This is a genomic window from Methylobacterium sp. J-088, from assembly GCF_022829295.1.
Lineage (GTDB): Bacteria > Pseudomonadota > Alphaproteobacteria > Rhizobiales > Beijerinckiaceae > Methylobacterium.
Map to the genome: position 1 here is coordinate 1 of NZ_JAKSYH010000252.1, position 26037 is coordinate 26037.

Here is a 26037-nt window from a genome sequence, read left to right on the forward strand (position 1 = left end):
GCACTCTAGCGCGCATAGACCCGCGCTTCCGCCGACACCCGGTCTACTCACCCAGACACATCCCCGCGCCGGTCAACCCCGGCGCCGTTTCGAACTTCGGTGGGACCAACCGGCCTACCCCGGTCTTCGTCGGCCCGGGCACGTATGGCAACGTCGACAGAATCGAGCGCTCGTGCCTGCCCGACTTCGTCGGCGTCGTGCCCCTCGATCAGGCCTGGGGCTCGGCTCAGCTCTCGGCCGCCACCCACGAGCTGAACGTCGGCAACCTCTCCACCGCCGCCAGCACCGGCACCGGTCCGATCGTCGTCCCGGCCCATACGAGCAACGTTCAGGCTTGGGCGGTGCAGGGCGGCCTGAAGATCAACACGCCGTTCATCGCCCCGGGCGACGCCCTGTACCTGCAGGGTGCCTACGGCGACGGCGCGCAGCTCTACACCGGCTACTCTCAGTACACCGGCTCGTACACCCAGAGCACCACGACCATCCAGGGTCAGAAGTTCGCCCAGTACTTCTCGGACGCGACCATCAACCCGTTCACCGGCCAGCTGCAGACCTCGCAGAGCTTCACGGCGGTCGCGTCGTACCTGCACTACTGGACGCCGGAATGGCGCTCGGCCTTCTTCGGCTCCTACGGCGAGCAGAGCTTCTCGCAGGGCGCGCGCCTCGCCCAGGGCGCGATCTACAACCTCGTGAGCGGCTTGGCCGGCAGCAACCCGTTCGGCGCCAACGCCGTCGGCACGCCCGGCACCCGGTTCTACCAGCTGAGCCAGGCGCTGCGCGACACCTACCAGTTCGTGGCGGGTGGCAGCATCATCTGGTCGCCGGTCAAGGATCTCGATATCGGCGTCGAGGCGTTCTACACTCAGATCGGCCTGAAGAACGGCCGGGCGATCGACCTCGACAAGAGCCCGACCGCCTACGCCAACATCGCCGGCATCAACAACGGCACCTTCGCGGTCCGTACCGCCACGCAGGACTCGGTCTCGCAGGTCCGCTTCCGCGTCCAGCGCGACTTCTGATCCCAGGCGCCGGGGCTTCCGCCCCGGCCGCTTGCCTCATCCATCACAGCTCAAGGCTCGGCTTCGGCCGGGCCTTTTTTGTTGCGCCGGGCGGTTCGACGATCCCGTGCCTACCGAAGGTCAGGCAGAGCGCATCCGCGCCGCCTTGCGGCCCGTGGCGCCGTGCGCGGGACCCGGCCTGCGCGGCGCAAATCCCCGCCGCTGCTGGGCGCTGGCGTTGCGACCCGGACTTTCCGTGTGTGCGCGGACTGGCGCGGCGCGGGGCAGCCATCCTCGATGATGCCTGTCGGATTCCTCGCCCAGGCCGGCCGCTTTGGCGGCCCGGTGGCGTTTGCCCCTCGGCGCAAGGTGAGCCGAGCCGTGGTTCCAAGGGGTGGCCGCCCAGGCGCCCGATCCGAGCATTTCTGACGCAAAGCGCGGTCGCGCCGCGATCCGGCCGAGAATCAGAGTCGCTACGCAGTCCGCAGTGGATCCGCGGTGGCGACACCTTTTCCAATTCGGTTGTGCGTAGCGGTGGGCGATGCCCGCATAGAGTGCGGATCGGCGGCGCCACGACCGCAGCGTCACGGTTCGGGCGCACCGCGGACTGCGACACAACAATTGCCACCTCAATTACTCCTCCGCCGCTCTAACAAAGACAGATAAAATAGTACGTCATTGGATATTATCAGAAATTGCTAAAGCAGAAATTTGCCGCGTTTTAATATAAGTCTTAATTTTGTGGCAAGCATGCAACGCTCCCCACCGAAACTATTGTTTATCTTCGATCAAAGTTGCGGATGCGGCCTCGTTTGCACAATGTGCTCACGCATCGGTGCATCTCGACCTCGAGATCCCGAACGGCTTCGCCCTCAAGAGGCGGGTTGTGCAAAAAATAAGCTGTTAGCGCAGTGATAGACTGCGTGGATAGCGATATCGGGTCTCGAAGCCTTGGAAATATCTATGAAGCTCTTGAAGAGCTCGTTGCTCGGTTCTGCCGCCGCGTTCGCGGCGGTGGGTGCCGCGCACGCCGCCGATCTTCCCGTCAAGAAGGCGGTGCCGATCGAGTACGTCCGCGTCTGCACCGCCTACGGTGCCGGCTTCTTCTACATTCCCGGTACTGACACCTGCCTGCGCATCTCGGGCCGCGCCCGGTTCGAGGGTGGGTACATGACCAGCAACTCGCGCGGGACCGGCAACGGCGACACGTCGGGCTACCAGGGCCGGATGCGCATCAACCTCGATGCCCGCACCCAGACCGCCTACGGTACGCTGCGCGCCTTCACCCGCCTCGATGCCGGCGCACGCACCGGCTATTCCGGCGTCGGTCAGTCCGGCACCCAGCAGCGCATCGGCCAAGCTTATCCCGGCCTCGGCAACGACAGCTTCGGCCGCGACTCGCAGTTCGTGAATGTCGACAAGGCGTTCATCCAGTTCGCGGGTCTGACCGCCGGTCGCGCCTCCTCGTTCTTCGATTTCTACGCGCATGATTTCGAGTTCGCCGGCGCTTCCGCGGGATCGGATGTCGCCTCCACGAACCTGCTGGCCTACACGGCCGCCTTTGGTAACGGCCTGTCGGCGACGCTGTCGGTCGAAGACCCGATCTACCGCCGCACCCCGATCTTCTCGCCCTACAGTGTCGGCGTCACCACGAATGGCGGGATCGGCGGTGTGGCGGTCCTGGCGGTCACCAACCAGCCGACGCCGGTCTTCATCACCTACAACACCCGCGGCCTTCCGACCGGCTACGGCTACGTCGACACCATCCAGCGGACGCGCCTCCCCGACTTCGTCGGTGCGCTACGCCTTGATCAGGCCTGGGGTTCGGCCCAGCTCTCCGCCGCGACCCACGAACTCAACGTCGGCAACGAGAGTCAGGCGTCGGGTCAGCCGATCGCTCCGATTGCGCATGCCCGGAACACCCAGGGGTGGGCTGTTCAGGGTGGCCTGAAGGTCAACGCACCGTTCATCGCGCCGGGCGACGCTCTGTATCTGCAGGGTGCCTATGGCGAGGGCGCGCAGCTCTATACCGGTTACTCCGCGTTCACCGGCTCATACACGCAGACCACGGCCACCCTTCAGGGCCAGAAGTTCAACCAGTTCTTCTCCGACGCGACGATCAACCCATTCACCGGGCAATTGCAGACCTCGCAGAGCTTCACGGTGGTCGGGTCCTACCTGCACTACTGGACGCCGGAATGGCGTTCGGCCGTGTTCTCCAGCTGCGGCGAGCAGAGCTTCTCGCAGAGCGCCCGCGCCGCCCAGGGTGTGGCCTCGTCCCTGGCCAATATCGGCGGCTCGCTTGCGGTCGGCGCCCCTGGTACGCGGTTCTACAACCTGAGCGAGGCGCTGCGGAACACCTATCAGATCGTCGCCGGCGCGAGCCTGATCTGGTCGCCCGTCAAGGATCTCGATATCGGCGTCGAGGGCTACTACACGCAGATCGGCGTCAAGAACGGTCGGGTGATCGACAAGGACAAGAGCCCGACGGCCTACAGCAACGTCGCCGGGATCAACGCCGGAACGTTCGTGCCGCGGACGGTGACCCAGGACTCCGTCTCCTCGGTTCGCCTGCGCGTCCAGCGCGACTTCTGATCCCCTGCAATGGCGGGGGAACTCCCGCCGACGCCAACGACAATCGGGCCCGGCTCTGCGCCGGGCCTTTCTTCGTGGACACGGGTCTCGCTCGGGTGAGCGTCCGCGTGCCGTGAAGAACCCGGCGGCTTGTGTCGCCCGCGTGGTGCGTGCGCCCTTAATCCCCACCCGCGGAACAGGTCGGGCGCTTTGTTCCCGGCAGCGCGTTGCCGCCCTCCATCCGCGCTGATACGCCGAATGTCACTTTATTTCCGCCGGCTGTGCGGGTCGTGACGTGACGCGACGGTCATCGGCCGGCGCGAAATCATGCGCGGAGGCTGTGACTTGCCGACGCGCCGAGAGGCATCCGGGGGGACGTCCATGACCAGCACCGCCTCGCCAAGGCCGATCCCGTCAGCGGTCGAGACACGCGTCGAGGACAGGCGCGCGGCCCGGTTCTGGCCGGATCGCTGGTGGCGCCTCGTCGACACCAAGATCGGCATCATACCGCTGCCGGTCTACGTCATCCTGGCGGCGCTGATCGTCATCCTGGTCCAGGAGGGCGAGATCAAGCCCGATGGGCCGACCATGATCGCCGTGCTGGTGATGGGCGGCTTCACCTGCGCGGAAATCGGCAAGCGCATCCCGATCCTCCGGAACATCGGCGCGGGCGCAATCTTCGCGACCTTCATCCCCTCGGCGCTCGTCTACTACGCACTCGTCCCACCGCAGATGGTGAAGGCGATCACAGACTTCACCAAGTTCACCAACTTCCTCTATATCTACATCGCCACGATCATCGTCGGCTCGATCCTCGGCATGGACCGCGAGGTCCTGATCAAGGGCTTCCTCAAGATCTTCGCGCCGCTGGCGACGGGTTCGGTGGCGGCGGCCATCGTGGGGACGCTGGTCGGCACGCTGCTCGGCCTCGGCCCCTACAAGACCTTCTTCTTCATCGTGGTGCCGATCATGGCCGGGGGCGTCGGCGAGGGCGCGATCCCGCTCTCGATCGGCTACGCGGCGATCCTCGGCCAGCAGCAGGGCGTGATCTTCGCCCAGGTCCTGCCGCCGGTGATGCTGGGCTCGCTCACCGCGATCATCTTCGCGGGCACCCTGAACTCGGTGGGCAAGCGCTACCCCCACCTCACCGGCGAGGGACGGCTCCAGCCGGATTCGGACGGCCTCAAGTCCAGCGACGCGCAGGCCAAGTCCGAGGCGGCGCGGGGCCAGATCGATCCCGCCACGATCGGCGCGGCGGGGCTGACCGCCATCACGCTCTACCTGCTCGGCGTCATGGCCCACCACCTGGTCGGCCTGCCGGCGCCCGTGGCGATGCTGTTCCTGGCGGTGTTCGCCAAGCTTACCAGCGCGGTGTCGCCCCATCTCCAGGCCGGCGGCTTCGTAGTCTACAAGTTCGTGCAGGTCTCGATGACCTACCCGCTGCTCTTCGCCATCGGCGTGGCGCTCACCCCCTGGCACGAGCTGATGGCCGCGTTCACGCTGGTGAACCTGATCACCATCGTGTCGACCGTGGCGACGCTGATGGTGACGGGCTTCTTCGTCGGGCGCTGGCTCGGGATGTACCCGATCGAGACCGCCATCGTGAACGCCTGCCACAGCGGCCAGGGCGGTACCGGCGATGTCGCGATCCTCACGGCGGCGAACCGGATGGCGCTGATGCCCTTCGCGCAGATCGCGACCCGCATCGGCGGCGCGCTCACCGTGACGGGCACGATCATCGCGATGAAGTGGATCGGGGTCTGACCGGCCTCATAGGGAGCGTAGACCATGGCCGGTGATCCAGGCGCCGTCGAGGCGACCCTCAAGTCCAGGATCGGCGCGATCCTCCGCTCGACGAGCGGCAACTTCCTGGAAATGTTCGACTTCTTCCTGTTCGGGTTCTACGCCAGCTACATCTCGCGAGCGTTCTTCCCCTCGGGCAACGAGACCACCGAGCTGATGCTGACCTTCGGCACGTTCTGGCTCGGCGCATTGATGCGCCCGCTGGGGGCGATCGTGCTGGGCGCCTATATCGACCGCATCGGCCGCCGGAAGGGATTGATCATCACCCTGGCCATCATGGCCAGCGGCACGGTGCTCATCGCCTTCTGCCCCAGCTACGACACGATCGGCGTCGCGGCGCCCCTGATCGTGCTGGTCGGCCGGCTGCTCCAGGGGTTCTCGGCGGGCGTCGAGATCGGCGGCGTCTCGATCTACCTGTTCGAGATCGCCACGCCGCAGCGACGGGGCTTCTACACCGCGTTCCAGTCGGCGAGCCAGCAGGTGGCGATCATGTTCGCCGCGCTGATCGGCTACGGGCTGAACGCCGTCCTGACCAAGCAGCAGATCGGCGATTTCGGCTGGCGGATCCCGTTCTTCATCGGCTGCCTGATCGTGCCGTTCATCTTCTTCATCCGGCGCTCGCTGCAGGAGACGCAGGCCTTCGCCAAGCGCACCCATCACCCCGGCACCCGCGAGATCCTGGCCACGGTCGCGGCCAACTGGCGGATCGTGCTCCTCGGCATGATGCTGAGCACGATGACGACGGTGACCTTCTACATGATCACCGTCTACACCCCGACCTTCGGCAAGACTGTCCTCAAGCTCACCGAGACCGACAGCCTGATCGTGACGCTGTGCGTGGCGATCACCAACTTCATCTGGCTGCCGGTGGGCGGTGCGCTCTCCGACGCGATCGGCCGCAAGCCGGTACTGCTGACGATCTCGACCCTGTCGCTGCTGACCACCTACCCGGCCCTGCACTGGCTGGTGGCGGACCCGACCTTCGGCAAGATGCTCGCGGTCGAATTGTGGTTCTCGTTCTTCTTCGGCGTCTACAACGGCGCGATGGTGGTCTCGCTCTCCGAGGTGGTGCCGGCCCATGTCCGGGCGAGCGGCTTCTCGCTGGCCTACAGCCTCGCCACCGCTCTGTTCGGCACCGCCACCCCGATGGTCTCGACCTTCCTGATCGAGAAGACCGGCGACCGGGCCTCGCCGAGCTACTGGCTGATGGCGGCCGCTGCCTGCGGGATCGTCGCGACGCTCAGCCTGTTCCGTGGGCAACCACAGGTGGAGCGTATCCCCGCCCGCGCCTGAGCGCCCGTTCGACCCGACATCTGGATTTCCAAAGGGCGTTCCCTTTGGCGGGGTCTTAGGCAAAATCCTGAGATATCTCGCCCTGAGACGTTCATCAGGGCTCTGCCCTGGACCCGCGAAAGGTCTCGACCTTTCGAAACCACGACGCTGCTCAGCTCTCCTGCCAGATCCGGATCCGGGCCTTGAAGGCAGCCCGGATATGGGCGCGCGCCGCAGCCTCCGCGGCGTCGCCGTCATGAGCGCGGATCGCCGCCACGATCGCGGCGTGCTCGGCGAGTGAATCCGCGGCGCGGTCGGGGGCCGCCAGGGTGGTGGCGCCCGGCAGCAGCACCAGCGACAGGCGCATCGTCTCCAGGGTGCCCTGCAGGAAGCGGTTGCGCGCCGCCCCGTGGATCTGCCGATGGAACAGGCGGTTGGTCCGGGCGAGCGCCGGCGCGTCACCGAGCAAAGCCTGGTCCCGGGCGACCATCTCCTCCAAAATCTCGGTCTCGACCGCGCTGGCGTGGATCGCCGCGAGGCGGGCTGCCGTCCCTTCCAGCACCTCGCGCATGTCGTAGAGTTCGCTGACCTGCCCATAATCGAGCTGCGCCACGCTGGCACCCCGGTGCGGCTCGTGGGCCACGAGCCCCTGCGCCTCCAGCCGCCCCAACGCCTCGCGCACCGGCGTCCGGCTGATCTGGAAGCGCTCCGCCAGTTCGGCTTCGCGCAGGCGGCTGCCCGGCGCGAGCTCGCCCTCCTCGATCGCCCGCAGCAGGCGCTCATAGGCGCCGGCACCGCTGAGCCGCTCCGTCTCGCTCGCCTTCATCTGCGGCTCTCCTCCGGCTCGGCCTTACCCTGAAAGACCGGCCGCCGGAACGCTTGCGAGAAATTGCATACAAGAGTATACAATCGCGTCATCGAGGATGAGCGGCGGGGAGACGGCGATGCAGCACGCGGGCGATGCGCAATGGGATGTGGTGGTGGTCGGCTCGGGCAATGCCGCCATGAGCGCCGGCCTCGCGGCCCTTGAGCGCGGCGCCTCGGTGCTGATGATCGAGAAGGCCGAGCAGGATCTGGCTGGCGGCAATACGGCCTACACGGCCGGTGCCATGCGCTTCGTGTACGAGGGCAACGACGATCTGATCCCGCTGCTGGCCGATCCGGAGGATCCCCGCCTGCCGCGCACCGATTTCGGCGCCTACACGGCTGAAACGTTCGAGCGGGATCTCCTCGGCTTCAACGATGGGCGGCCGCTCTCGCGCGAGCAGCGCATCCTGATCGACGAGAGTGGCGCAGCGTTGCGCTGGCTCGGCACGCAGGGTGTGAAGTTCGAGCCGATCTATTCCCGCCAGTCCTTCGAAAAGGACGGCCGCTTCGTGTTCTGGGGCGGCCTGACGCTGGCCACGCACGATGAGGGTTTTGGCCTTGCCCGGGCGGAGCTTGAGGCCTTCGCCAAAGCCGGCGGCGAGATCCGCTATGGCTGCCCGGCCACGGGGTTGATCGCCGAGGATGGGCGGGTCGTCGGCGTGCAGACACCGCAGGGTGACGTCCGCGCCAGAGCGGTTGTGCTGGCCTGCGGCGGCTTCGAGTCGAACGCCGCGCTGCGGACACGCTACATCGGCGAGGGCTGGGACAAGGCCCGGGTCCGCGGCACACCGCACAATCAGGGCGATGGGCTGGAGATGGCGCTGGCGCTGGGCGCGAAGGCGCACGGATTCTATGGCGGCTGCCACGCCACGCCGATGGATTTGCACACTCCGGATTACGGCAACCTCGACCTGCCCCACGGTGAGCGCAAGCACTACCGGAAGATCTGCTACTTCCTGGGGCTGATGCTCAACGCGAACGGCGCGCGGTTCGTCGACGAGGGCAAGGACTTTCGCAATTACACCTACGCCCAGTTCGGCCGCGCCATCATGGAACAGCCCGGCCACGTGGCGTGGCAGATCTTCGACGCCAAGGTCGATCACTTGCTCTACAGCGAGTACCGGTTCCACGACGCGCATTTCGTCGAATCCGAGACGCTGGACGGGCTCCTCGACATGCTCGACGGCATCGACAGGGATGGGGCGAAGCGGACGGTCGCGGCGTTCAACGCCGCCGTGGACCAGGCGATGCCGTTCGACCCGACCGTGAAGGACGGGCGGGGCACGAAGGGACTCGCGCTGCCGAAGTCGAACTGGGCTCAGACGATCGAGACCGGGCCGTTCAAGGCCTATCCGGTGACCGGCGGCATCACCTTCACCTACGGCGGCGTCGAGGTCGGCGACGACGGTGGCGTGAAGCGGGAGGACGGCAGCGCCATTCACGGCCTCTACGCCTGCGGCGAGATGGTGGGCGGTGTCTTCTTCAACGGCTATCCGGGCGGCTCGGGGCTGACCTCGGGCGTGGTGTTCGGCCGGCGTGCGGGGTATGGCGCGGCGGCAGCCAAGAGCTGAAAGCGTCCCAATAAGATCGCGACGCTCTCCCTCTGCCCTTTCCGGGGGAGGGGGCGCGGCGGCGACGTTCCGTCCGGACATGCTCAGGCTAAGCGCCTTGGTTCCTCACCTCATCCCCCATCGCCCCCTGTCCGTAGCCCCGCCGTGGGCGTAGAACCCCGGGCATGCCCGCTCGACAGGCCGTCTTCACCATCACCCGCGGCGTCCCGTTCCTGCCGACGCTGGCCGAGGCGCTGCTGTCCGGCCGGCTCGTCGGGCCGGTGGCGGACGATCCGCTGGCGCTGGCTGCCGTCACCCTCTACCTGCCGACCCGCCGCGCCACCCGGGCGCTGTCCGCCATCCTGGTCGAAAGGCTCGGCCGCGATGCCCCCGGCCAGGCCACCCTGCTGCCCAGGATGATCCCGCTCGGCGAGGCCGACGAAGCGGAACTCGACCTCGCCGCCGAGCCGCTGCTGGAGGCGAATGCCGACCCGCTCAGCGCCCCGATGGCCCCGCTGGAGCGCCGGCTGATCCTCGCCCGCCTCGTCCAGGCCTGGGCCAGGACGGTGGATCGCACCCTCCTGCCGTTGGACGCCGAGGTGCCGTTCCTCGTCCCGTCCTCCCCGGCCGACGCCATCGGTCTCGCGGGCGACCTCGAACGGCTGATGGACGCACTCACCGTCGAGGGTCTGCCCTGGTCGGAGATCGGCGCCGCCGTGGAGGCCGAGTATTCCCGCTATTTCGGCCTGACCCTCGATTTCGTGAAGATCGCCGCCGAGAACTGGCCGAGGCTGCTCGCCGAGCGGGGACTCGCCGATCCCGTCGCGCGTGCCCGCGGCCTTATCCTGGCGGAAGAGCGGCGCCTGTCGCGCGGCGTCACGCAGGATCCGGTGATCGTGGCCGGGTCGCTGGGTTCTGTCCCTGCCACCGCCCGGTTGATCGCCGCCGTGGCGAAGCTGCCCCGCGGTGCCGTAGTGCTGCCCGGTCTCGACCTCGATCTCGACGCGGCCGGCTGGGACGGTATCGACACCGGCGAGGGGTTCTCGCGGATCATCGCCCATGGCCACCCGCAGGCGGTGCCGCACCGGCTGCTTGGGCCGGACAATCTGAACCTCGCCCGCAGCGAGATCGTCGCCCTCGGCGAACCCGATCCCGGGCAGGTGGCCCGGGCCGCCCTGCTGTCGCAGGCGCTGCGGCCGGCCGACACCACGGACGCCTGGGCGGCGCTCGACCCGTCCGAGCGCGACACCACCGCCCGCCTCGGCCTCGACGGGCTGGCGCTGGTCGAGGCCGCCGACGAGCGGGAAGAGGCGCTGATCGCGGCCGTGGCGCTGCGCGAGGCCCTCCAGACGCCCGGCGCCACCGCGGCCCTGGTCACACCGGACCGGGGGCTCGCCGGTCGGGTGGCTGTGGAATTGCTGCGCTGGGGCATCGTGGCGGAGGATTCGGCGGGCCTGGCGCTGGCCGGAAGCCCGGCCGGACGTCTGGCGCGGCTGGCCGCCGAACTCGCCGCCGACCTTGCCCGCGAGCAGGCGGACGCGATCCCGGCCCGCCTGATCGCGCTGCTCTCGCATCCGATGGCCCAGCTCGGCCTGCCGCGCGCCGACGTGGTCCGGGGCACGGCGGCCCTGGAGATCGGCCTGTTGCGCGGCCCGGTCCCGGCGCCGGGCTTTTCGGGGTTGCGCAATGCGCTCGCCGCGGAGCGCGCCGGGCCGCCGGAGCACCGGCCCCGGGCCAAGCGACGCCTCAAGGACATCGACTGGGACCTCGCCGCCGACCTGCTCGATCGGCTCGACCACGTGTTCCAGGATTTCCCGGGGCCGGACGGCGCGGAGGATTGCGATCTGGTGACCACGGCCGCCCGCCACCGGGAGGCCTGCGACCGTCTGGTTTCCGGGCCGGAGGACGCCCCCGAGGCCGAGTCGGACGGCTCCCTGTCCTGCCTCGACGCCCTGTTCGACGACCTGGAACTGGCCGAGCCCGGCCTGATGCCTGGTCGGTTCGACGATTACGCGACCTTCTTCACGTCGCTCGCCCGGGAGCGGGTGGTCGCCTGTTCGGGCGAGGCGCCGCATCCGCGGCTGCGCATCCTCGGCCTGCTGGAGGCGCGCCTGCTCTCGGTCGACCGGGTGGTGCTCGGCGGCCTCGACGAGGGCGTCTGGCCGGTGCGCACCCTGACCGATGCGTTCCTCAACCGGCCGATGCGCGAGCGGGTCGGCCTCAACCCGCCCGAGCGGCGGATCGGCCAGATGGCGCACGACTTCGTGCAGGCTTTGGGCTGCCGGGACGCGGTGATCACCCGGGCGCTGAAGCGCGAGGGCGCGCCGACCGTGCCGTCGCGGCTGATTCAGCGTTTGCGCGCGCTGGCCGGGGATACGAACTGGGACGCGGTGCTCGTGGCGGGCCGCCGTCTCGCCGGCCTCGCCGCCCGGCTCGACGCCGCCCCGCCGCAGCCGCGGCTGAAGCGGCCCGCGCCGAAGCCGGATCCGGCCCTGTTCCCGCGCTCGCTCAGCGTCACCGAGATCGAGACGCTGGTGCGCGACCCCTACAGCATCTTCGCCCGCCACGTCCTCGGGCTCGATCCCCTGGACCCGCTGGCGGCGGCGCCGGGCGTCGCCACCCGCGGCTCCCTGGTCCACGAGGTCTTCGCCGAGTTCGCCCGCCGCCATCCGCGAAACCTGCCCCGGGATGCCACGGAGCGGCTGTTCGATCTCGCATTGAACGCCTTCGCGGAGATCGAGGCGGAGTACCCGAACCTCTACGCCGAGTGGTGGCCGCGCTACCAGCGTATGGCCGGCGCCTATCTGGACTGGGAGGCGCAGCGCCGGCCCGGCCTGAGCCAGATCCATCCGGAGGTGTCGGGCCGCTGGGTGATCCCGATGGGCCGCGAGAGCTTCACGCTGCGCGCGCGGGCCGACCGGATCGAGCTGCGCCCGGACGGCAGCGCCTGCATCGTCGACTACAAGACCGGTGCCCCGCCCTCGGCGAAGATGATCTTTTCGGGGTTCTCGCCGCAGCTGACCCTGGAGGCGGCGATGCTGATGCACGGTGCCTTCGCGGATCTGCCGAAGGTCAAGGCGCCGCCCGACCTGCTCTACATCCACGCCTCGGGCGGCCGGAAACCGTTCCTGCCGCTGCCGGTCAAGCCGCCCCGGGGCGAGACGCGCGACGTCGCCGCGATCGTCGCCGAGCATGCCGAGCGGCTGCGGGGCCTGATCGCGCGGTTCATGACCGGGGAGGCGGCCTACACGGCCCGGCCCTATCCGCAATACGCGAGCCAGTACGGGTCCTACGACCATCTCGCCCGGGTGCTGGAATGGTCGCTCGCCGGGGATGAGGGCGGGGAATGAGCCGGCGTTCCCGCGAATCGCGGTCGGATCAGGGTCGGCCCGGGTTGCGGTTGCGGGAATGCTGGCCTTGCGCCGCTCCTGGCCACCCGATGCACGCCGGAGCGGTTCGATGACCGAGGCGAACCCTCTGACCGATCCGGCCGCTCGGGCGCGATCCCCCGGCTCGGGCGGTGCGCCGCAGGGTGGCATCGGAGCGCTTGTGCCGGAGCTGTCCGTGACCGATCTCGATGCGAGCCTGCGCTTCTGGTGCGGATTGCTCGGCTTCGCGGTCGCGTACGATCGCCCGGCCGCGCGCTTCGCCTTCCTGACGCGCGGCGCCGCGCAGATCATGCTGTGCCAACGCAACGGCAGCTGGGAAGCCGCCGCGCTGGACTATCCGCTTGGCCGGGGCATGAATCTGCAGACGATGATCGAGCCGCTGGATCCGGTCCTCGCTGCGCTCGAAGCAGCGGGCTGGCCGCTGTTCGAGGCGCCGAGCGCGGCTTGGTATCGGGTCGGAGACGTGGAACACGGCCAGCGGGAATGCCTCGTGCAGGATCCGGACGGGTATCTCGTCCGCCTCGCTGAGAATCTGGGCATTCGCGCTCCGGCAGACGGTTGAGGCGTTCGCGCCAGCAAACCCGGCCGGCATTTTTCCCCTCCCCGCAAGGGGCTACCGGATTCACACATTTTGGTCGGAAAGCAGACGCGCGGAGTTGGCGCGTCTGCTTTCCAAAGAGAGACGTTTGAAGATCGTAGCCGCAAGGGGAGGAGCGCGCGTCTGAACCGGCGATGCGTGAACAATCGTACCCGCAGCGAAAGAACGACCCGTCACCCCCTCAGAAAAACGCCTGCAACCCCGTCTGCGCCCGCCCCAGGATCAGCGCGTGGACGTCGTGCGTGCCCTCGTAGGTGTTGACCGTCTCGAGGTTCTGGGCGTGGCGCATCACGTGATACTCGCCCATGATGCCGTTGCCACCGTGCATGTCGCGGGCCGTGCGGGCGATGTCGAGCGCCTTGCCGCAATTGTTGCGCTTGATCAGTGAGATCATCTCCGGGGCCATCTTGCCCGCGTCCATCAGCCGGCCGACCCGGAGCGACGCCTGGAGGCCCAGCGCGATCTCGGTCTGCATGTCGGCGAGCTTCTTTTGGACCAACTGCGTCTGCGCCAGAGGCCGGCCGAACTGCTTGCGCTCCAGCGTGTAGCTGCGCGCCCGATGCCAGCAATCCTCGGCGGCGCCCATCGCGCCCCAGGAGATGCCGTAGCGCGCCCGGTTGAGGCAGCCGAACGGCCCCTTCAGCCCGGAGACGTTGGGAAGCAGCGCGTCCGCGCCGACCTCGACCCCCTCCATGACGATCTCGCCGGTGGTGGAGGCGCGTAAGCTGAGCTTGCCCTTGAGGGTCGGGGTGGACAGGCCCTTCATGCCCTTCTCCAGGATGAAGCCGCGGATCGCGCCCTCATGGGCCTCGGACTTCGCCCAGACGACGAACACGTCCGCGAAGGGCGCGTTCGAGATCCACATCTTGGCCCCCGAGATCCGGTAGCCACCGTCGATTGTCTCCGCCTTGGTCTTCATGCCGGCCGGGTCCGAGCCGGCATCGGGCTCGGTCAGGCCGAAGCAGCCGATCCACTCGCCCGAGGCGAGCTTCGGCAGGAATTTCTGGCGCTGCGCCTCCGAGCCGTAGGCGTGGATCGGGTACATTACGAGGGAGGATTGCACGCTCATCATCGAGCGGTAGCCGGAATCCACCGCCTCGACCGCCCGCGCGACGAGGCCGTAGGCCACGTAGGAGGCGCCCGCGCAGCCGTATTCCTCCGGCAGGGTAACGCCCAGCAGGCCGAGTTCACCCATCTTCCGGAACAGGCCCGGATCGGTCTTCTCGGTGGCGTAGGCCTCGACGATCCCGGGCAGGAGCTGCTCCTGCGCGAAGCTCTGGGCGACGTCGCGGATCGCCCGCTCATCCTCGGTGAGCTGGTCCTCCAGCAGGAAGGGATCGTCCCAGACGAAGGCCGCCGAGGCCGGGGCCGAGGGGGAGGCGCTGCCCGGGGGGCGCATCGGAGCGTTCATGGGGATCCTCGCCTGCAGGGTTGCGTGGAGCCTCGCGGGCTCGCGCTTGGCGACACAGTAGACCCGCACCGGCCGTCGTCCAACGCGCGCGGTGACGCCGGGGCGCCGTCGTCACGCCCGGCCGAGGAGCATCAGCCACGCCAGGGTCGTGAGCGGCGCCAGCAGGGTGGACACCAGCACGGAGGCCGCCACCATTCCGGTCTCGGTCCGGTAGCGGGCCGCCAGCAGGTAGGCGTTGATCCCCACCGGCATGGCGGCGAACAGCGTGGCGACCCCGGCATAGGCCGGAGGCATGTTGAAGACGTGGAAGGCCAGGACCCACACCGCCAGCGGGTGTAGAATAGTCTTCAGCAGCGCGATCACCAGCGCGCCCTTGAGATCGAACAGAACCCGGTAGCGCTTCAGCCCGGCGCCGAGCGCCACCAGCGCGCAGGTCGAGGCGGTGCCCGCGAAGGCATCGATCAGGGATCGGACCATCCCGGCGGGGGTGACACCCAGGCTCTTCATGGCCATGCCGACGAGGAGCGCCACGAAGATCGGGTTCTTCAGCAGCACCAGGGCGAGGCCCCGGATCCGCGCCAGGATCGGCAGGCCGGAATCGGACTCGATCAGGAAGGTTGCGCTGCCCATCATCAGCGGCAGATGGACGGCGAGCAGCATGAACAGCGGGAACGCGCCGTCCTCGCCGTAGGCCTGGAGGATCATCGGCACGCCGACGAACACGGTGTTCGATTGGCTCGCCGCGAAGCCGTGCAGGATCGCGCCCCGCCGCTCGATCCCGGCGCGCCGCCGGGCGATCAGCGTGCCGGCGAACCACGACAGGCCGGCACCGCCGAAATACGAGACCCAGTAGGACCACGCCACGGTGCCGCTCATGCCCGGCTTCGTCAGCGTCGCGATGATCAGTGCCGGCACGGCGACCGCGAAGACGTATTCCGACAGGCCCTCGCTGACCTTGTCGGAGAGCAGACCCGCCAGCGCCGCGATCCAGCCGATCAGGACGATCCCGAAGATCGGAGCGATGATGGCGAGGGCGTTCACGGATCCGGGCGGCGTGTTGAGGGGCTGGACTTCGGCCCATAGCACGCGTTCGCCGGCTCGCGCGCCGGCGCCTAGGACATACGCCGGCGGCTGGCCGCCGGCCTACTTGCCGTCCAGCACCTTCATGGGGTTCGTGCGCTGGCTCGCCGGGGGCTCCTTGGTGAGGTTGGCGCCGCCTTCCCGCTGCGCCTTCACGTCCCGCGGCGACCCGGGGCCGCCGACGGCCGCGCCGCCGTCGTTGCTCTGGGTCGGGACCGTGCCCGAGGCGAGTTCGAGGCAGGTCACCATCTCGACGTAGGAGGGGTAGCCGCCCGCCTTGAACTGGTTCTGGCACTGCCGCTTGGCCGCCGGGGTGTAGTTGTCCCAGTGCCGAGCGGCCTCCTTCTTGGCCTCCCGCTCCGAGCGGAGGCAGCCGTCGTAATTGGCCTGATCGCTGATCGACGTGTTGGCGACCTGCGCCGAACGGCAGGTTTGCTCGACATCAAGATTTGGAACAGCGTCGGCTCGGGCAGGTCCGGCGATGACGCCGAGCAGGAGGGCGGCAAGGGCGGAGGACGTCGGCTTCATGGTGGTCGTGACTCGCGAGAGAGGGAGGCCCGCGGAAGGCTACCCGGTCAGAACGCGCCAATCTGCCTTTCGGCACCCGCCAGCGGCAACGGCGCCGCGCGGATCTCCGTGTCACCCTTCGGGGGCGCCTGAATTGGGCGATACAGTCCCTCTGACCCGGGTGCCGCCCACTGGAGATGCCAGATGTACAAATACTCGTTTGGGCTTACAATATAGATATTAGTAAATTGATATTGGGTTCGCGTGGCGTGATGGCGTGATCACCAAGACAGCACGCAATAAAGTATCAGCTTGAATGTTGTAAAAACTAGAAATCAGGTCGGTATGGCCCTATGGCATCACGTCTATGTCGGGGGAGCGAACATGATGAGGGTCGATACGATCAAAGGGCGACTGATTGTTCTGCTGACCCTGCTCGGAACCCTCCTGCTGGCTTCCGTCGTGATCGGTCAGCTGGCCCTGTTCGGCAGCAACGACAGTCTCCGGTCGGCGTACGAGGATCGCGTGGTGCCGCTCAGCCAGTTTCTGGGCATCCGCGAGGCATACGACCGGATCGTCGACGCCTCGCGCGAGGTGCGGGAACAGGCTGCCAAGCCCCACGAGGCCGCGGGCCGCATCGAGGCCGGCTTGGCCAACCTCAACCAGCAATGGGCGGCTTATCTCGCAACCAAGCTCACGCCGGAGGAGAAGCGGCTGGCGGCCGACATGCAGGCGCAGATCGATCGGAACGCGGCGATCGTTGCCGGAATCCTGGAGCGGCTCCGGGCAGGAAACCTCGACGGCTACAGCACGGCGCATCTCGGCCTCAACCAGATGATGGCGCCGACCGTCGCGGCCCTGTCGAAGCTGACGGACCTGCAACTCCGGGCGACGCGCGCCGAGTACGAGGATGCGCGGGAGGCGGCGTCTCAGGCCAGACTGATCCTGATCGCTTTCCTGGCGGCGGCGGGCTGGGCCCTTCTGTTCGGCCTGCACACCGTGTTGATCCGCGTGATCCGTCCCCTCGATCACACCACTGCCCTGATGGGCCGGCTGGCCGCCGGTGATCTGACCGCGACCGTCACCGGAGGCGAACGGCGGGATGAGGTCGGCGCGATGATCCGGTCCGTGCAGATCTTCAAGGATGCGATGGTGGCCAAACAGGCGACCGACGAAGCCGCCGCCGTCGAGACCGAAGCCAAGACACGCCGCGCCGCTTTGCTCGATCAGATCACCTCACGCTTCGAGGATACGATTTCGGCCTTGACCCTGAGCTTGGCGGAAGCGGCTGGCGACATGGAGGTCACCGCCCGGACCATGACGGGCGTGGCGGACCAAGCCACCCAGCAGGCCGTGACGGTCGCCGGCGCTGCCGAGCAAACCTCCGGCAACATGCAGACCGTGGCATCCGCGACCGAGGAGATGGCAGCCTCCGTGCAGGAGATCGTCGAGCAGGTGACCCACTCGGCGCAGATCGCCGAACAGGCGGTCGAGGGCGCGACGCGCAGCGGCGCCACGGTCCGCCGCCTGGCCTCCACGGCTGGCCGCATCGCCACCTTCGTGGACGTGATCGCCAACATCGCCAGCCAGACCAACCTGCTGGCGCTGAACGCGACGATCGAGGCGGCGCGGGCGGGGGACGCCGGGCGGGGCTTCGCGGTGGTCGCCGGCGAGGTCAAGGAACTGGCCGAGCAGACCGCGAAGGCCACCGGTGAGATCGGTGAGCGGATCGGCGAGATCCAGAGCGCCACCGACGAGGCGGTCGTTGAGATCGCGGCGATCAGCCGGATCATCGGCGAGATGTCGCGCTACGCGACGGCTGTCGCCGCAGCGATGGATGAGCAGGGCGCGGCGACCCGGGAGATCACCCGCAACGTGCAGGAGGCGTCCCGCGGCACCGAGGACGTGACCCGGAACATCGCGGGTGTCCGCGCGGGAGCGAGCCGGACCGGCGAGGCCGCCGCCCAGGTTCTGAGTGCGGCGCAGGGCCTGTCGCGGCATTCCGAAAGTCTGACGCAGGAAGTCGGCACGTTCCTCGGCAGCGTGAAGGCTGCCTGAGCGAGCGAGCCGCCGCGCGTAGTTCCGCGACACGGACTGGTCAGAGCGCCGTGTGACCCGCGCGCAGCGCCTGATCCAGATCCGCGTACAGGTCGTCCGTATCCTCGATGCCGGTGGACAGGCGCAGCAGGTCCGGCGGGCAGGGGCTGCCCGGACCCTCCACCGAGGCGCGATGCTCGATCAGGCTCTCGACGCCTCCGAGCGAGGTGGCGCGCTTCCACAGCCGCACGTGCGCCGCCGTCGCGATGGCACCGGCCTCGCCACCCGCGACCCGGATCGACAGCATGAAGCCGAACCCGTCCCGCATCTGGCGTCGGGCGACCGCATGCCCGGGATCGTCGGCCAAGCCCGGATAGAGGACGTGGGTCACGCGCGGGTGCCCGCGCAGGCGCTCGGCCAGCCGGAGGGCGCCGGCGGACTGCGCCGCCGCCCGCAGGTGCAGGGTGCGCAGCGAGCGGATCAGCAGGTAGGCCTCGAACGGGCCGAGGATGCCGCCGCTGCCCGCGCGGATCCCGCGGATCCGCGCCCAGAACGCGTCGTCCCGCGCACCCGCCAGCACGCCCGCCACCACGTCGGAATGACCATTGAGGATCTTGGTGGCCGAGTGCATCACGATATCGGCGCCGAGTTCGAGCGGGCGCGTGTGCACCGGCGAGGCGGCGGTGGAATCGACCGCCAGTCGGGCGCCGGCCGCACGGGCGATTTCTGCAGCTGCGGCGATGTCGGTGACCGTCCAGAGCGGGTTGCCGGGGGTCTCGATCCAGACGAGCTTGGTCTTTCCCGGCTGGACCGCGCCGCGCAGCGCCTCGGTATCGTCCGTGTCCACGAAGGTCAGGCTCAGCCCGCGCCGGGGCGCCTCCTCGCGCAGCCAGCGCTTCAGCGCCCAGTACATGACGGTGCCGGCGACGACATGGTCGCCCGGTTCGAGGGCGCCGAACACCGCGGTCGCCGCCGCCATTCCGGAACCGAACAGCAGGGCGCCGGCTTCGGCCCCCTCCAGCATCGCCAGGACGGATTCGGCCTCGCGCACCGTGGCGTTGTCGGGCCGGGCGTAGCAGTAGCCCGAACTGTAGCCGTTGTCGGGGTCGCGGATGAAGGTCGTTGCGACGTGGAGCGGCATCACCACGGCCCGGGTCTCGGGTTCGATCCGGCCCATCGCCTGGGCGGCAAGGCTCCTTCGCGCGAAAGCCGGCGTTCCGTCGCGCCGTGTATCCGTCGGTGTCTGCGGCGCGTAAGGCTGTGTCATCTGGCGATTCTCGGCGGATGGAGAGGGGCGCGTGCCATGGGCCGCCGCCCCCGACAAGCCGCACGCCCCGGAGACCATCACGATGACAGCCGCCGCCACACAGGTCCCCGAAGGCTCCGCCCTGCCGCGCTGGCTCCGGCTCGCGGCGGCGATCCTGCCGATCGCGGCGACCGCGGCGATCGGCTCGGTCTCGACCCAGGCCGAGATTCCCGGCTGGTACGCGAGCCTGAACAAGCCGGTGTTCAACCCGCCGGACTGGGTTTTCCCGGTGGCCTGGACGATCCTCTACACGATGATCGCGATCGCGCTCTGGCGGCTGCTCGGCGCGATGCCGCGCACCGGGCCGAGCCGCATGGGCTGGTGGCTGGCGCTCGCGGCCTTCCTGGTCCAGATCGCGCTCAACGCCGCGTGGACGCCGGTCTTCTTCTCCGCCCACGCGATCGGCGCCGGGCTGATCGTGGTGGCGATGCTGCTGGTGATGGTGCTCTGGACCATCCGGCTGACGTGGCGGTTCGATCGGCTGGCGGCCTGGCTCCTCGTGCCCTACGCCGTCTGGGTCGCCTTCGCGACGCTGCTCAACGCCGCGATCCTGCGTATGAACTGAGCGATTCCTGCGCGCCTGATCGGTGCAGCCCCTTGGTCACCGCTACGATTGCGTCGACCAACCGCGTCGGCCTGGACGTCGGAAAACCCGTCCGCCTGCAGCTTCCGTGCGATCGCCAGAGTATCGAGCCAGACGAGGCTCTTGGACTCGAGCCTAGCACGTGCGGCTCTGCTTTGCCGCCGAGCCGCGATGCGGTCAGGATTCGCCGCTCGGCTTCTCCTCGCCGGCCGGCCGGCCGTCGTCGCGGGCGCGGTGGAGCAGGAAGATCGCGAACACCATCGTGAGGATCAGCCCGGCCAGTACGCCCAACTCGATCATCGAGGCCTGGAACAGCGCCTGCTTTTCGGGGGACCAATCCTTGGCGTGCATGATCTCCGAGGATTGCAGGGTGATCACCAGAACCCGCCGGATCGAGGCGATCAGCCCGACGATCAGGAACGGCTCGCAGGTCAGCGTGCCCGACTGCATCGAGACCCGCACCGTATGCAGGATCTCGATCAGCATCAGCAGGAACAGCAGCCGGTCGACCACCTCCAGGATCTGCTGTGCGCCGCCGAGCGCGCGCAGGGCTTCCCAGGTCAGGCCCGCGGCGTCGATCAGCGCGACCAGGGCCGTGAGCGCCAGCAGGAGCCCGAGCGCCGCGTAGATCGCGTGTTCGGTGTGCAGGAAGATCGCGCTGGCGGCGCGCGTCAGGCGACCTTGGCCTTCGGAATGGTCTGACATCGTTCCCCCCTGGAAGATGCCGACAACATAAGCTTCTGGCGCGGGCGTCCAGTGCGTCGGTGTCGGACGGATCAATCGTGATCGTTCACGGCGTCGGGCCGCCGTTCCGGGTGGTCGGTGTTCAGTGGAAGAACGGCAGCGCGTGCGGCGCGAGATAGCCGAAGCCCAGGAGCGCCGCGCCGGCCAGCCCCAGGAAGCCGCCGGCGAAGACCAGGATCGCGATCCCGGTAATCACCTCCGCGGAGGCCAGCACGATGCCGATCTGGAACGCCGCGGAGGCAAGTTCGTAGTGGTGGTAGCGCAGCAAGGCGAGATCACGCCGGCCCTCGGAGGCCTTGGCCTTCTCGGAGAGTTCCTTGCGACCCTCGCCGGTCGTCGGCTCGGAATCCCAGCGCGCCAGGGTCTTGGCCCATTCGGCGCGCTTGGCCGCGATCGCATCCTGATTCGGACCGGGTGGCACGAGCGCCAGGGCCTCGTCGGCGGTCTTGAGCACGGTCGAACGGATCGTGCGGGCCTGGAAATAGGCCCATTGATTGGCAGCCTCGACGTTGGCGCCGATCGACTCCGTCTGCGACGCCTTGCCCAGCGTCTCGCTGAAGGCGAGGAACAGCGCCAGGACCGAGATCAGCAGCGCCACGCGCTTGTTCGATCCCTCGACCGCCCCGTGACCACCCGACATCGCTACCCCGTTCCGTGCTCGATTCGTCGGCGGGAGTCACAGCGCATCGCGGCGCGGTGCGCAATGCGGATCGCCTTATTCCGCGGCGATCCGCGGCGTCGGAGCGGGACGCCCGTCATTGGCCGGATGCGCCGGATCGAACGCCATTGCATCCTCCGGATCGTCCCGCTCGCCCACGAAGCGGCCGAACAGCCGCTTCAGCAGGCGCGAGAGATCGTCCATCAGCACGAAGATCGCCGGCACGAAGACCAGCGACAGCACCGTCGAGACGATCAGCCCGCCGATCACCGCCACCGCCATCGGCGCGCGGAACTCGCCGCCGATCCCGTAGGCCAGCGCGGAGGGCACCATCCCGGCCGCCATGGCGATCGTGGTCATCACGATCGGCCGGGCGCGCTTGCGGCCGGCATCGACGATCGCCTCGTTGCGATCGACCCCGGCGCGGATCTGCTCCACGGCGAAATCCACCAGCATGATGGCGTTCTTGGTGACCACGCCCATCAGCATCAGGATGCCGATCACCACCGGCATCGAGATCGGCATGTGGCAGATCAGCAGCGCCAGGATCGCGCCGCCGATGGAGAGCGGCAGCGAGAACAGGATGGTCAGCGGCTGCAGGAAGTTGCCGAACAGCAGGATCAGCACGCCGAACACCATCATCAGGCCGGCGCCCATGGCCAGCGCGAAGCCTTCGAAGACCTCGCCCATCACCTCGGCGTCGCCGGTCTGGCTGATCGTCACCCCGGGCGGCAGGTTCTTCGCGGCCGGGAGATTCATCACCTGGCTGATCAGCTCGGCCAGCGCGTCCGTGCCCTGCATGTCGCCTTCGAGGGCGACGCGCACCGCGCGGTCGTAGCGGTCGATGCCGGTCGGCCCCTGGCCGAGGCTGATATCGGCGACGGTGGCGAGCGGCACGGCGGCCCCGCCCTTCACCGGCACCTTCAGCGTCTCGAACTCGGAGAGCCGGCCGCGCAGGCTCTCGGGGAGCTGCACGCGGATCGGGATCTGCCGGTCGGTGGCGTTGAACTTGGCGAGGTTCATGCCGATGTCGCCGATCGTGCCGACCCGCACCGTCTCGGCGATCGTGTCGGTGGAGACGCCGAGATCGGCGGCGACCGCGGGCTTCGGCCGGATCCGGACCTCGGTGCGGTCGAGCGGCGCCGTCGACATGACGTTGACGAGGTGCGGGATCTGCGCCGCCTCGCGCTGGAGCCGCGCGGCGACATCGGCGACGACCGCCTTGTCGGGGCCCGCGATGATCAGCGCCAGGTCGCGCTGCCCATTCTCGCGCAGGGCCCAGAAGCGGAGATCCGGCTCCTCACGCAGGATCGCGGCGACCTCGGCATCGACCTGCTTCTGCGTGCGGTGCCGCGTGTTCTTCGGGGTGAGGTTGATGGTGAGGCTCGCGAGCCGCACCTCCTTCTTGCCGGGCAATTGCCGGCCGCCGTCGACGAATACGCTCTTGACCTCGGGCAGCGCCCGGATTTTCGCCTCGATCCGATCGCTGACCCGGACGGTATCGGGCAGCCGCGCGCCGGGCGGCAATTCGATGACGAACAGCGTGCGCGCCTGATCCTCCGCCGGCAGGAAGCCCGCGGGCAGCAGGCCCGTCGACGCGATGGAGGCGGCAAAGCACGCGATGCCGAGCACCAGCGTGATGAACTTGTGCCGCACCGACCACGCCACGAGGCGGGTGTAGCCGCGCATCACGACGCCGTCCCGCGCGTGGTCCGGCCCGTGGTCGCGCAGGAAATAGGCGGCCAGCAGCGGCGTGATCAGCCGCGCCACGAGCAGCGACATGAACACGGCGGCCGCGATGGTCAGGCCGAACTGCTTGAAATACTGGCCGGCGATGCCGCCCATGAAGGAGACCGGCGAGAAGATCGCCATGATGGTCGCCGTGATGGCGATGACCGCGAGCCCGATCTCGTCGGCGGCCTCCAGGGCGGCCCGATAGGGCGATTTCCCCATCCGCATGTGGCGGACGATGTTCTCGATCTCCACGATCGCGTCGTCCACCAGGATGCCGGTGACCAGCGTGATCGCCAGCAGGCTGACGGCATTCAGCGAGAAGCCCAGCGCGCTCATCACCCAGAAGGTCGGCAGCACCGAGAGCGGCAGCGCCACCGCGGCGATCAGCGTGGCGCGCCAGTCGCGCAGGAACAGCAGCACCACCACGACCGCGAGGAGGGAGCCCTCGATCAGGCCCATCATGGCCGAGTGGTAGTTGCCGATCGTGTTGTCGACGCTGGTGTCGATCAGATCGAAGTGGATGTTCGGGTTCGCCGCGTGGAGCGCCGCGATCTTCTTGGCCACGCCCTCCGCGACGACGGCATCGCTGGCGCCGCTCGCCCGGGAGATCGCGAAGGCCACCACTGGCTCGCCGTTGAAGCGTGCGAAGGTGCGGGGCTCCTCGGCGGTGTCCGACAGGGTCGCGAGCTCATCGAGGCGGACCTTGCGGTTGCCCGGCATGACGATCGAGGTCTTGGCCAGCGTGTCGAGGCTCCCCGAGGCGGCGAGCGCGCGGATCGACTGTTCCTGGCCGCCGACCTCGGCCCGGCCGCCGGCCATGTCGGCCGAGGTCAGGCGGAGCTGGCGGTTCACGTCCGCGGCAGTGATGCCCAGCGCCAGCAGCCGGTCGGGCTTCAGGGTGACGCGGATCTCGCGGGCGACGCCGCCGAGGCGCTCGACGCCGCCGACGCCCTTCACGCTCTGAAGGCCGCGGGCGACCACGTCGTCCACGAACCACGACAGATCCTCGGGCGTCATGGCGGGCGCGGAGGCGCCGTAGACCATGATCGGCAGGCCGGCGATCTCGACGCGCGAGACGATCGGCTCGTCGATGGTCCGCGGCAGGTTCTGGCGGATCTTGGCGATGGCGTCCTTGACGTCGTTGGTCGCCCGATCCTGATTCACCTCCAGGCGGAACTCGATCGTGGTGGTGGAGATGCCCTCCGTGATGGTCGACAGGATGTGCTTGACGCCCTTCACGCCCGCGATCGAGTCCTCGACCCACTTGGTGACCTGGGTCTGAAGCTCGGCCGGCGCGGCGCCCGATTGGGTGATCGTCACCGAAACGATCGGGATGTCGATGTTGGGGAACCGGGTGATCGGCAGGGCGCGGAAGCTCACCAGCCCGAGGATCATCAGGACGAGGAACAGCACCACCGAGGGCAGCGGCTTGCGGATCGCCCAGGCGGAGACGTTGAGGCGCATGGATCGGTCCTACCGCGGGTCCGCGTCGGCCATCGGGGCGGCCATGGGGGTATTGCTCGGCGACGGAACGGCGCGCACCCGGTCGCCGTCGCGCAGGAAGCTGCCGGCGCGGGCCACCACGCTCTCGCCCGCGGCGACGCCCGAGCGGAGTTCCGTGAATCCGTCCGCCGACAGGCCCGGGGTAACCGTCCGCGCCTCGACGCGGCCGTCCTTCACCACCAGCACGCTGGCCCGGCCGTCAGCCGCGTAGAGCAGGCTGGAGACCGGGACCGCGATACCCGTGCGGCGCGCCACCTCCACGCTGCCGCGGGCAAACGCACCGATGCGCAGGGCCGGATCGTCGCCGAGGCGGATGCGGACCTTGCCGAGGCGGGTCGCGCGGTCGACCTCCGGGTAGACGCGGCGCACCTTGCCCTGGAGATGCCGGCCGTCATCCAGATCGAGGCTCGCTGGGTTGCCGACCTGGATTCGCGCCAGCGAGGTTTCGGGCACCTCGCCCTCCAGTTCGATCTCGCCGCGGGCAATCAGCCGGAACAGGGGCTCGCCGACGGCGGTGGCGGTGGCGCCGATCCGGGCGGTGCGACGGTTGACGATCCCGGCCTCCGGGGCCCGGATATCGGCGCGGGCACGCCGCAGAGCGATCTCTGAGCCGGCGGCCCGGGCGGTGGCGAGGTCGGCCTGGGCCGATTGCAGCCCGCCCTTGGCGGCGGCGAGGCGGCCCTCCGCTCCCTGTGCCGCCGAGACGCGCTGCTCCAGCACGGCCGCGGTGGCGTTGCCGGTCTTGGCGAGCGACTGGGACCGTTCCAAGGCCTGCTTGGCCTCGACGTTGGCGGCCTCCGCCTGGACGATCTGGCTCTGAGCCTGGACGATCGCCGCCTGGGCCCGGGCGATCGCCGCCGCGTTCGAGGCTTCCTGGGTCGCGAGCATCTCCAGGGACAGCCGGGCAAGCACCTGACCCTTGGTGACGCGGTCGCCCTCCTCGACAAGCAATTCGGTGATGCGCAGCCCCTCGACCTCGGGGGAGACCAGGATCTCGTCCCGGGGCACGAGCGTGCCGGTGACGATCGCCCGCTCGACGATCTCGCGGCTCTCGGCCGGAACGACGGTGACCGCGGGGGCAATGGCGGCGGCATCGGGAACGGCGGCGCTCTCGACGGCCAGAACCGGTGCCGCGGCGAGAACCGCGAGCCCGCACAGGAGGCCGAGGCGATGCGCACGCCAACGGAAAGATGTCACGACGGGGGCCTCACGGTCGGCGCTCGATTGGTTACGCCGCTCCCTCGCTGAGTAGGTCGGCGATTTCATGGCGCAGGGTCTTCTATGCAGTCGAGTATAGCGCCAGCCCACGAGGCCGTCGCCGGACCACGCGCCGCATGAGCTGGAGCGACGAGGCCGACCGCTTTTCCAACGCATTGCTTGCAACCTGCCGCGAACCGCGGCGTTGTCTCAACACGGGTTCTCT

The 26037-nt window shown here is 68.8% G+C and carries 18 protein-coding genes; 9 read left to right on the forward strand and 9 right to left on the reverse strand.

Going from position 1 to position 26037, the window contains the following annotated elements:
- The 4 genes from MKK63_RS27550 to MKK63_RS27565 form a co-directional block, all read left to right on the forward strand.
- Window positions 1–1019, forward strand: a 1019-nt coding sequence (locus MKK63_RS27550; RefSeq protein WP_244007150.1) for a porin, incomplete at its 5' end; no start/stop codon positions are given.
- Window positions 1020–1961: 942 nt separating this feature from the next.
- A complete protein-coding gene (locus MKK63_RS27555) occupies window positions 1962–3593 on the forward strand; it encodes a porin (protein WP_244007152.1) in 1632 nt (543 codons plus the stop codon).
- 360 nt (window positions 3594–3953) lie between these two features.
- Window positions 3954–5336: a 2-hydroxycarboxylate transporter family protein gene (locus tag MKK63_RS27560; RefSeq protein WP_244007154.1), complete on the forward strand. Its 1383-nt coding sequence runs from the start codon at window positions 3954–3956 to the stop codon at window positions 5334–5336.
- Between the two features lie 24 nt (window positions 5337–5360).
- Window positions 5361–6668 carry an MFS transporter gene (locus MKK63_RS27565; RefSeq protein WP_244007156.1) on the forward strand — a complete coding sequence of 436 codons (1308 nt, stop codon included), beginning with the start codon at window positions 5361–5363 and terminating at the stop codon, window positions 6666–6668.
- A gap of 151 nt (window positions 6669–6819) precedes the next feature.
- On the opposite strand, the gene MKK63_RS27570 is transcribed toward MKK63_RS27565, so the two are convergent.
- Window positions 6820–7473, reverse strand: coding sequence for a GntR family transcriptional regulator (locus MKK63_RS27570; RefSeq protein WP_244007158.1), 654 nt, complete (start codon window positions 7471–7473; stop codon window positions 6820–6822).
- Between the two features lie 118 nt (window positions 7474–7591).
- Here MKK63_RS27570 and tcuA point away from each other — a divergent pair, with 118 nt between their 5' ends.
- The 3 genes from tcuA to MKK63_RS27585 all read left to right on the forward strand — a co-directional run bounded on the left by tcuA (window position 7592) and on the right by MKK63_RS27585 (window position 13015).
- Window positions 7592–9085: an FAD-dependent tricarballylate dehydrogenase TcuA gene (gene tcuA, locus MKK63_RS27575; protein WP_244007159.1), complete on the forward strand. Its 1494-nt coding sequence runs from the start codon at window positions 7592–7594 to the stop codon at window positions 9083–9085.
- Window positions 9086–9249: 164 nt separating this feature from the next.
- Window positions 9250–12414 (forward strand): double-strand break repair protein AddB, encoded by a 3165-nt coding sequence (addB, locus tag MKK63_RS27580; RefSeq protein ID WP_244007160.1) that lies wholly within the window; start codon window positions 9250–9252, stop codon window positions 12412–12414.
- Window positions 12415–12523: 109 nt separating this feature from the next.
- Window positions 12524–13015 (forward strand): bleomycin resistance protein, encoded by a 492-nt coding sequence (locus MKK63_RS27585; RefSeq protein ID WP_244007161.1) that lies wholly within the window; start codon window positions 12524–12526, stop codon window positions 13013–13015.
- 217 nt (window positions 13016–13232) lie between these two features.
- On the opposite strand, the gene MKK63_RS27590 is transcribed toward MKK63_RS27585, so the two are convergent.
- From MKK63_RS27590 to MKK63_RS27600, 3 genes are all read right to left on the reverse strand, one after another.
- On the reverse strand, window positions 13233–14462 hold the full coding sequence (locus MKK63_RS27590) for an acyl-CoA dehydrogenase (protein WP_244007162.1): 1230 nt from the start codon (window positions 14460–14462) through the stop codon (window positions 13233–13235).
- Window positions 14463–14573: 111 nt separating this feature from the next.
- Complete coding sequence (locus MKK63_RS27595) at window positions 14574–15503, reverse strand: AEC family transporter (RefSeq protein ID WP_244007220.1); 930 nt, start codon at window positions 15501–15503, stop codon at window positions 14574–14576.
- 102 nt (window positions 15504–15605) lie between these two features.
- Window positions 15606–16070, reverse strand: coding sequence for a hypothetical protein (locus tag MKK63_RS27600; protein WP_244007163.1), 465 nt, complete (start codon window positions 16068–16070; stop codon window positions 15606–15608).
- A 363-nt stretch (window positions 16071–16433) separates the two neighbouring features.
- Between MKK63_RS27600 and MKK63_RS27605 the strand changes: the two genes are divergently transcribed.
- Entirely contained in the window at window positions 16434–18107 is a 1674-nt protein-coding gene (locus tag MKK63_RS27605) for a methyl-accepting chemotaxis protein (protein ID WP_244007164.1), read from the forward strand.
- A gap of 40 nt (window positions 18108–18147) precedes the next feature.
- Here MKK63_RS27605 and MKK63_RS27610 read toward each other — a convergent pair whose 3' ends face one another.
- Window positions 18148–19353, reverse strand: a complete 1206-nt coding sequence (locus tag MKK63_RS27610) for a trans-sulfuration enzyme family protein (protein WP_244007165.1) — start codon at window positions 19351–19353, stop codon at window positions 18148–18150.
- An 82-nt stretch (window positions 19354–19435) separates the two neighbouring features.
- Here MKK63_RS27610 and MKK63_RS27615 point away from each other — a divergent pair, with 82 nt between their 5' ends.
- Window positions 19436–19957 (forward strand): TspO/MBR family protein, encoded by a 522-nt coding sequence (locus MKK63_RS27615; RefSeq protein WP_244007222.1) that lies wholly within the window; start codon window positions 19436–19438, stop codon window positions 19955–19957.
- Window positions 19958–20152: 195 nt separating this feature from the next.
- Here MKK63_RS27615 and MKK63_RS27620 read toward each other — a convergent pair whose 3' ends face one another.
- The 4 genes from MKK63_RS27620 to MKK63_RS27635 all read right to left on the reverse strand — a co-directional run bounded on the left by MKK63_RS27620 (window position 20153) and on the right by MKK63_RS27635 (window position 25880).
- Window positions 20153–20680: a phosphate-starvation-inducible PsiE family protein gene (locus MKK63_RS27620; protein ID WP_244007166.1), complete on the reverse strand. Its 528-nt coding sequence runs from the start codon at window positions 20678–20680 to the stop codon at window positions 20153–20155.
- Window positions 20681–20801: 121 nt separating this feature from the next.
- Window positions 20802–21359, reverse strand: coding sequence for a DUF4337 domain-containing protein (locus MKK63_RS27625; RefSeq protein WP_244007167.1), 558 nt, complete (start codon window positions 21357–21359; stop codon window positions 20802–20804).
- A 75-nt stretch (window positions 21360–21434) separates the two neighbouring features.
- Complete coding sequence (locus tag MKK63_RS27630; RefSeq protein ID WP_244007168.1) at window positions 21435–24575, reverse strand: efflux RND transporter permease subunit; 3141 nt, start codon at window positions 24573–24575, stop codon at window positions 21435–21437.
- Between the two features lie 9 nt (window positions 24576–24584).
- Window positions 24585–25880: an efflux RND transporter periplasmic adaptor subunit gene (locus MKK63_RS27635; protein ID WP_244007170.1), complete on the reverse strand. Its 1296-nt coding sequence runs from the start codon at window positions 25878–25880 to the stop codon at window positions 24585–24587.
- Between the last annotated feature and the right edge of the window lie 157 nt (window positions 25881–26037).

What these genes read in the sequence shown, in the direction of transcription:
- MKK63_RS27555 (WP_244007152.1), top strand. Translation starts at nt 1,962, where the DNA reads ATGAAGCTCTTGAAGAGCTCGTTGCTCGGTTCTGCCGCCGCGTTCGCG.
- MKK63_RS27560 (WP_244007154.1), top strand. Translation starts at nt 3,954, where the DNA reads ATGACCAGCACCGCCTCGCCAAGGCCGATCCCGTCAGCGGTCGAGACA.
- MKK63_RS27565 (WP_244007156.1), top strand. Translation starts at nt 5,361, where the DNA reads ATGGCCGGTGATCCAGGCGCCGTCGAGGCGACCCTCAAGTCCAGGATC.
- MKK63_RS27570 (WP_244007158.1), bottom strand. Translation starts at nt 7,473, where the DNA reads ATGAAGGCGAGCGAGACGGAGCGGCTCAGCGGTGCCGGCGCCTATGAG.
- tcuA (WP_244007159.1), top strand. Translation starts at nt 7,592, where the DNA reads ATGCAGCACGCGGGCGATGCGCAATGGGATGTGGTGGTGGTCGGCTCG.
- addB (WP_244007160.1), top strand. Translation starts at nt 9,250, where the DNA reads ATGCCCGCTCGACAGGCCGTCTTCACCATCACCCGCGGCGTCCCGTTC.
- MKK63_RS27585 (WP_244007161.1), top strand. Translation starts at nt 12,524, where the DNA reads ATGACCGAGGCGAACCCTCTGACCGATCCGGCCGCTCGGGCGCGATCC.
- MKK63_RS27590 (WP_244007162.1), bottom strand. Translation starts at nt 14,462, where the DNA reads ATGAACGCTCCGATGCGCCCCCCGGGCAGCGCCTCCCCCTCGGCCCCG.
- MKK63_RS27600 (WP_244007163.1), bottom strand. Translation starts at nt 16,070, where the DNA reads ATGAAGCCGACGTCCTCCGCCCTTGCCGCCCTCCTGCTCGGCGTCATC.
- MKK63_RS27605 (WP_244007164.1), top strand. Translation starts at nt 16,434, where the DNA reads ATGATGAGGGTCGATACGATCAAAGGGCGACTGATTGTTCTGCTGACC.
- MKK63_RS27610 (WP_244007165.1), bottom strand. Translation starts at nt 19,353, where the DNA reads ATGACACAGCCTTACGCGCCGCAGACACCGACGGATACACGGCGCGAC.
- MKK63_RS27615 (WP_244007222.1), top strand. Translation starts at nt 19,436, where the DNA reads ATGACAGCCGCCGCCACACAGGTCCCCGAAGGCTCCGCCCTGCCGCGC.
- MKK63_RS27620 (WP_244007166.1), bottom strand. Translation starts at nt 20,680, where the DNA reads ATGTCAGACCATTCCGAAGGCCAAGGTCGCCTGACGCGCGCCGCCAGC.
- MKK63_RS27625 (WP_244007167.1), bottom strand. Translation starts at nt 21,359, where the DNA reads ATGTCGGGTGGTCACGGGGCGGTCGAGGGATCGAACAAGCGCGTGGCG.
- MKK63_RS27630 (WP_244007168.1), bottom strand. Translation starts at nt 24,575, where the DNA reads ATGCGCCTCAACGTCTCCGCCTGGGCGATCCGCAAGCCGCTGCCCTCG.
- MKK63_RS27635 (WP_244007170.1), bottom strand. Translation starts at nt 25,880, where the DNA reads ATGAAATCGCCGACCTACTCAGCGAGGGAGCGGCGTAACCAATCGAGC.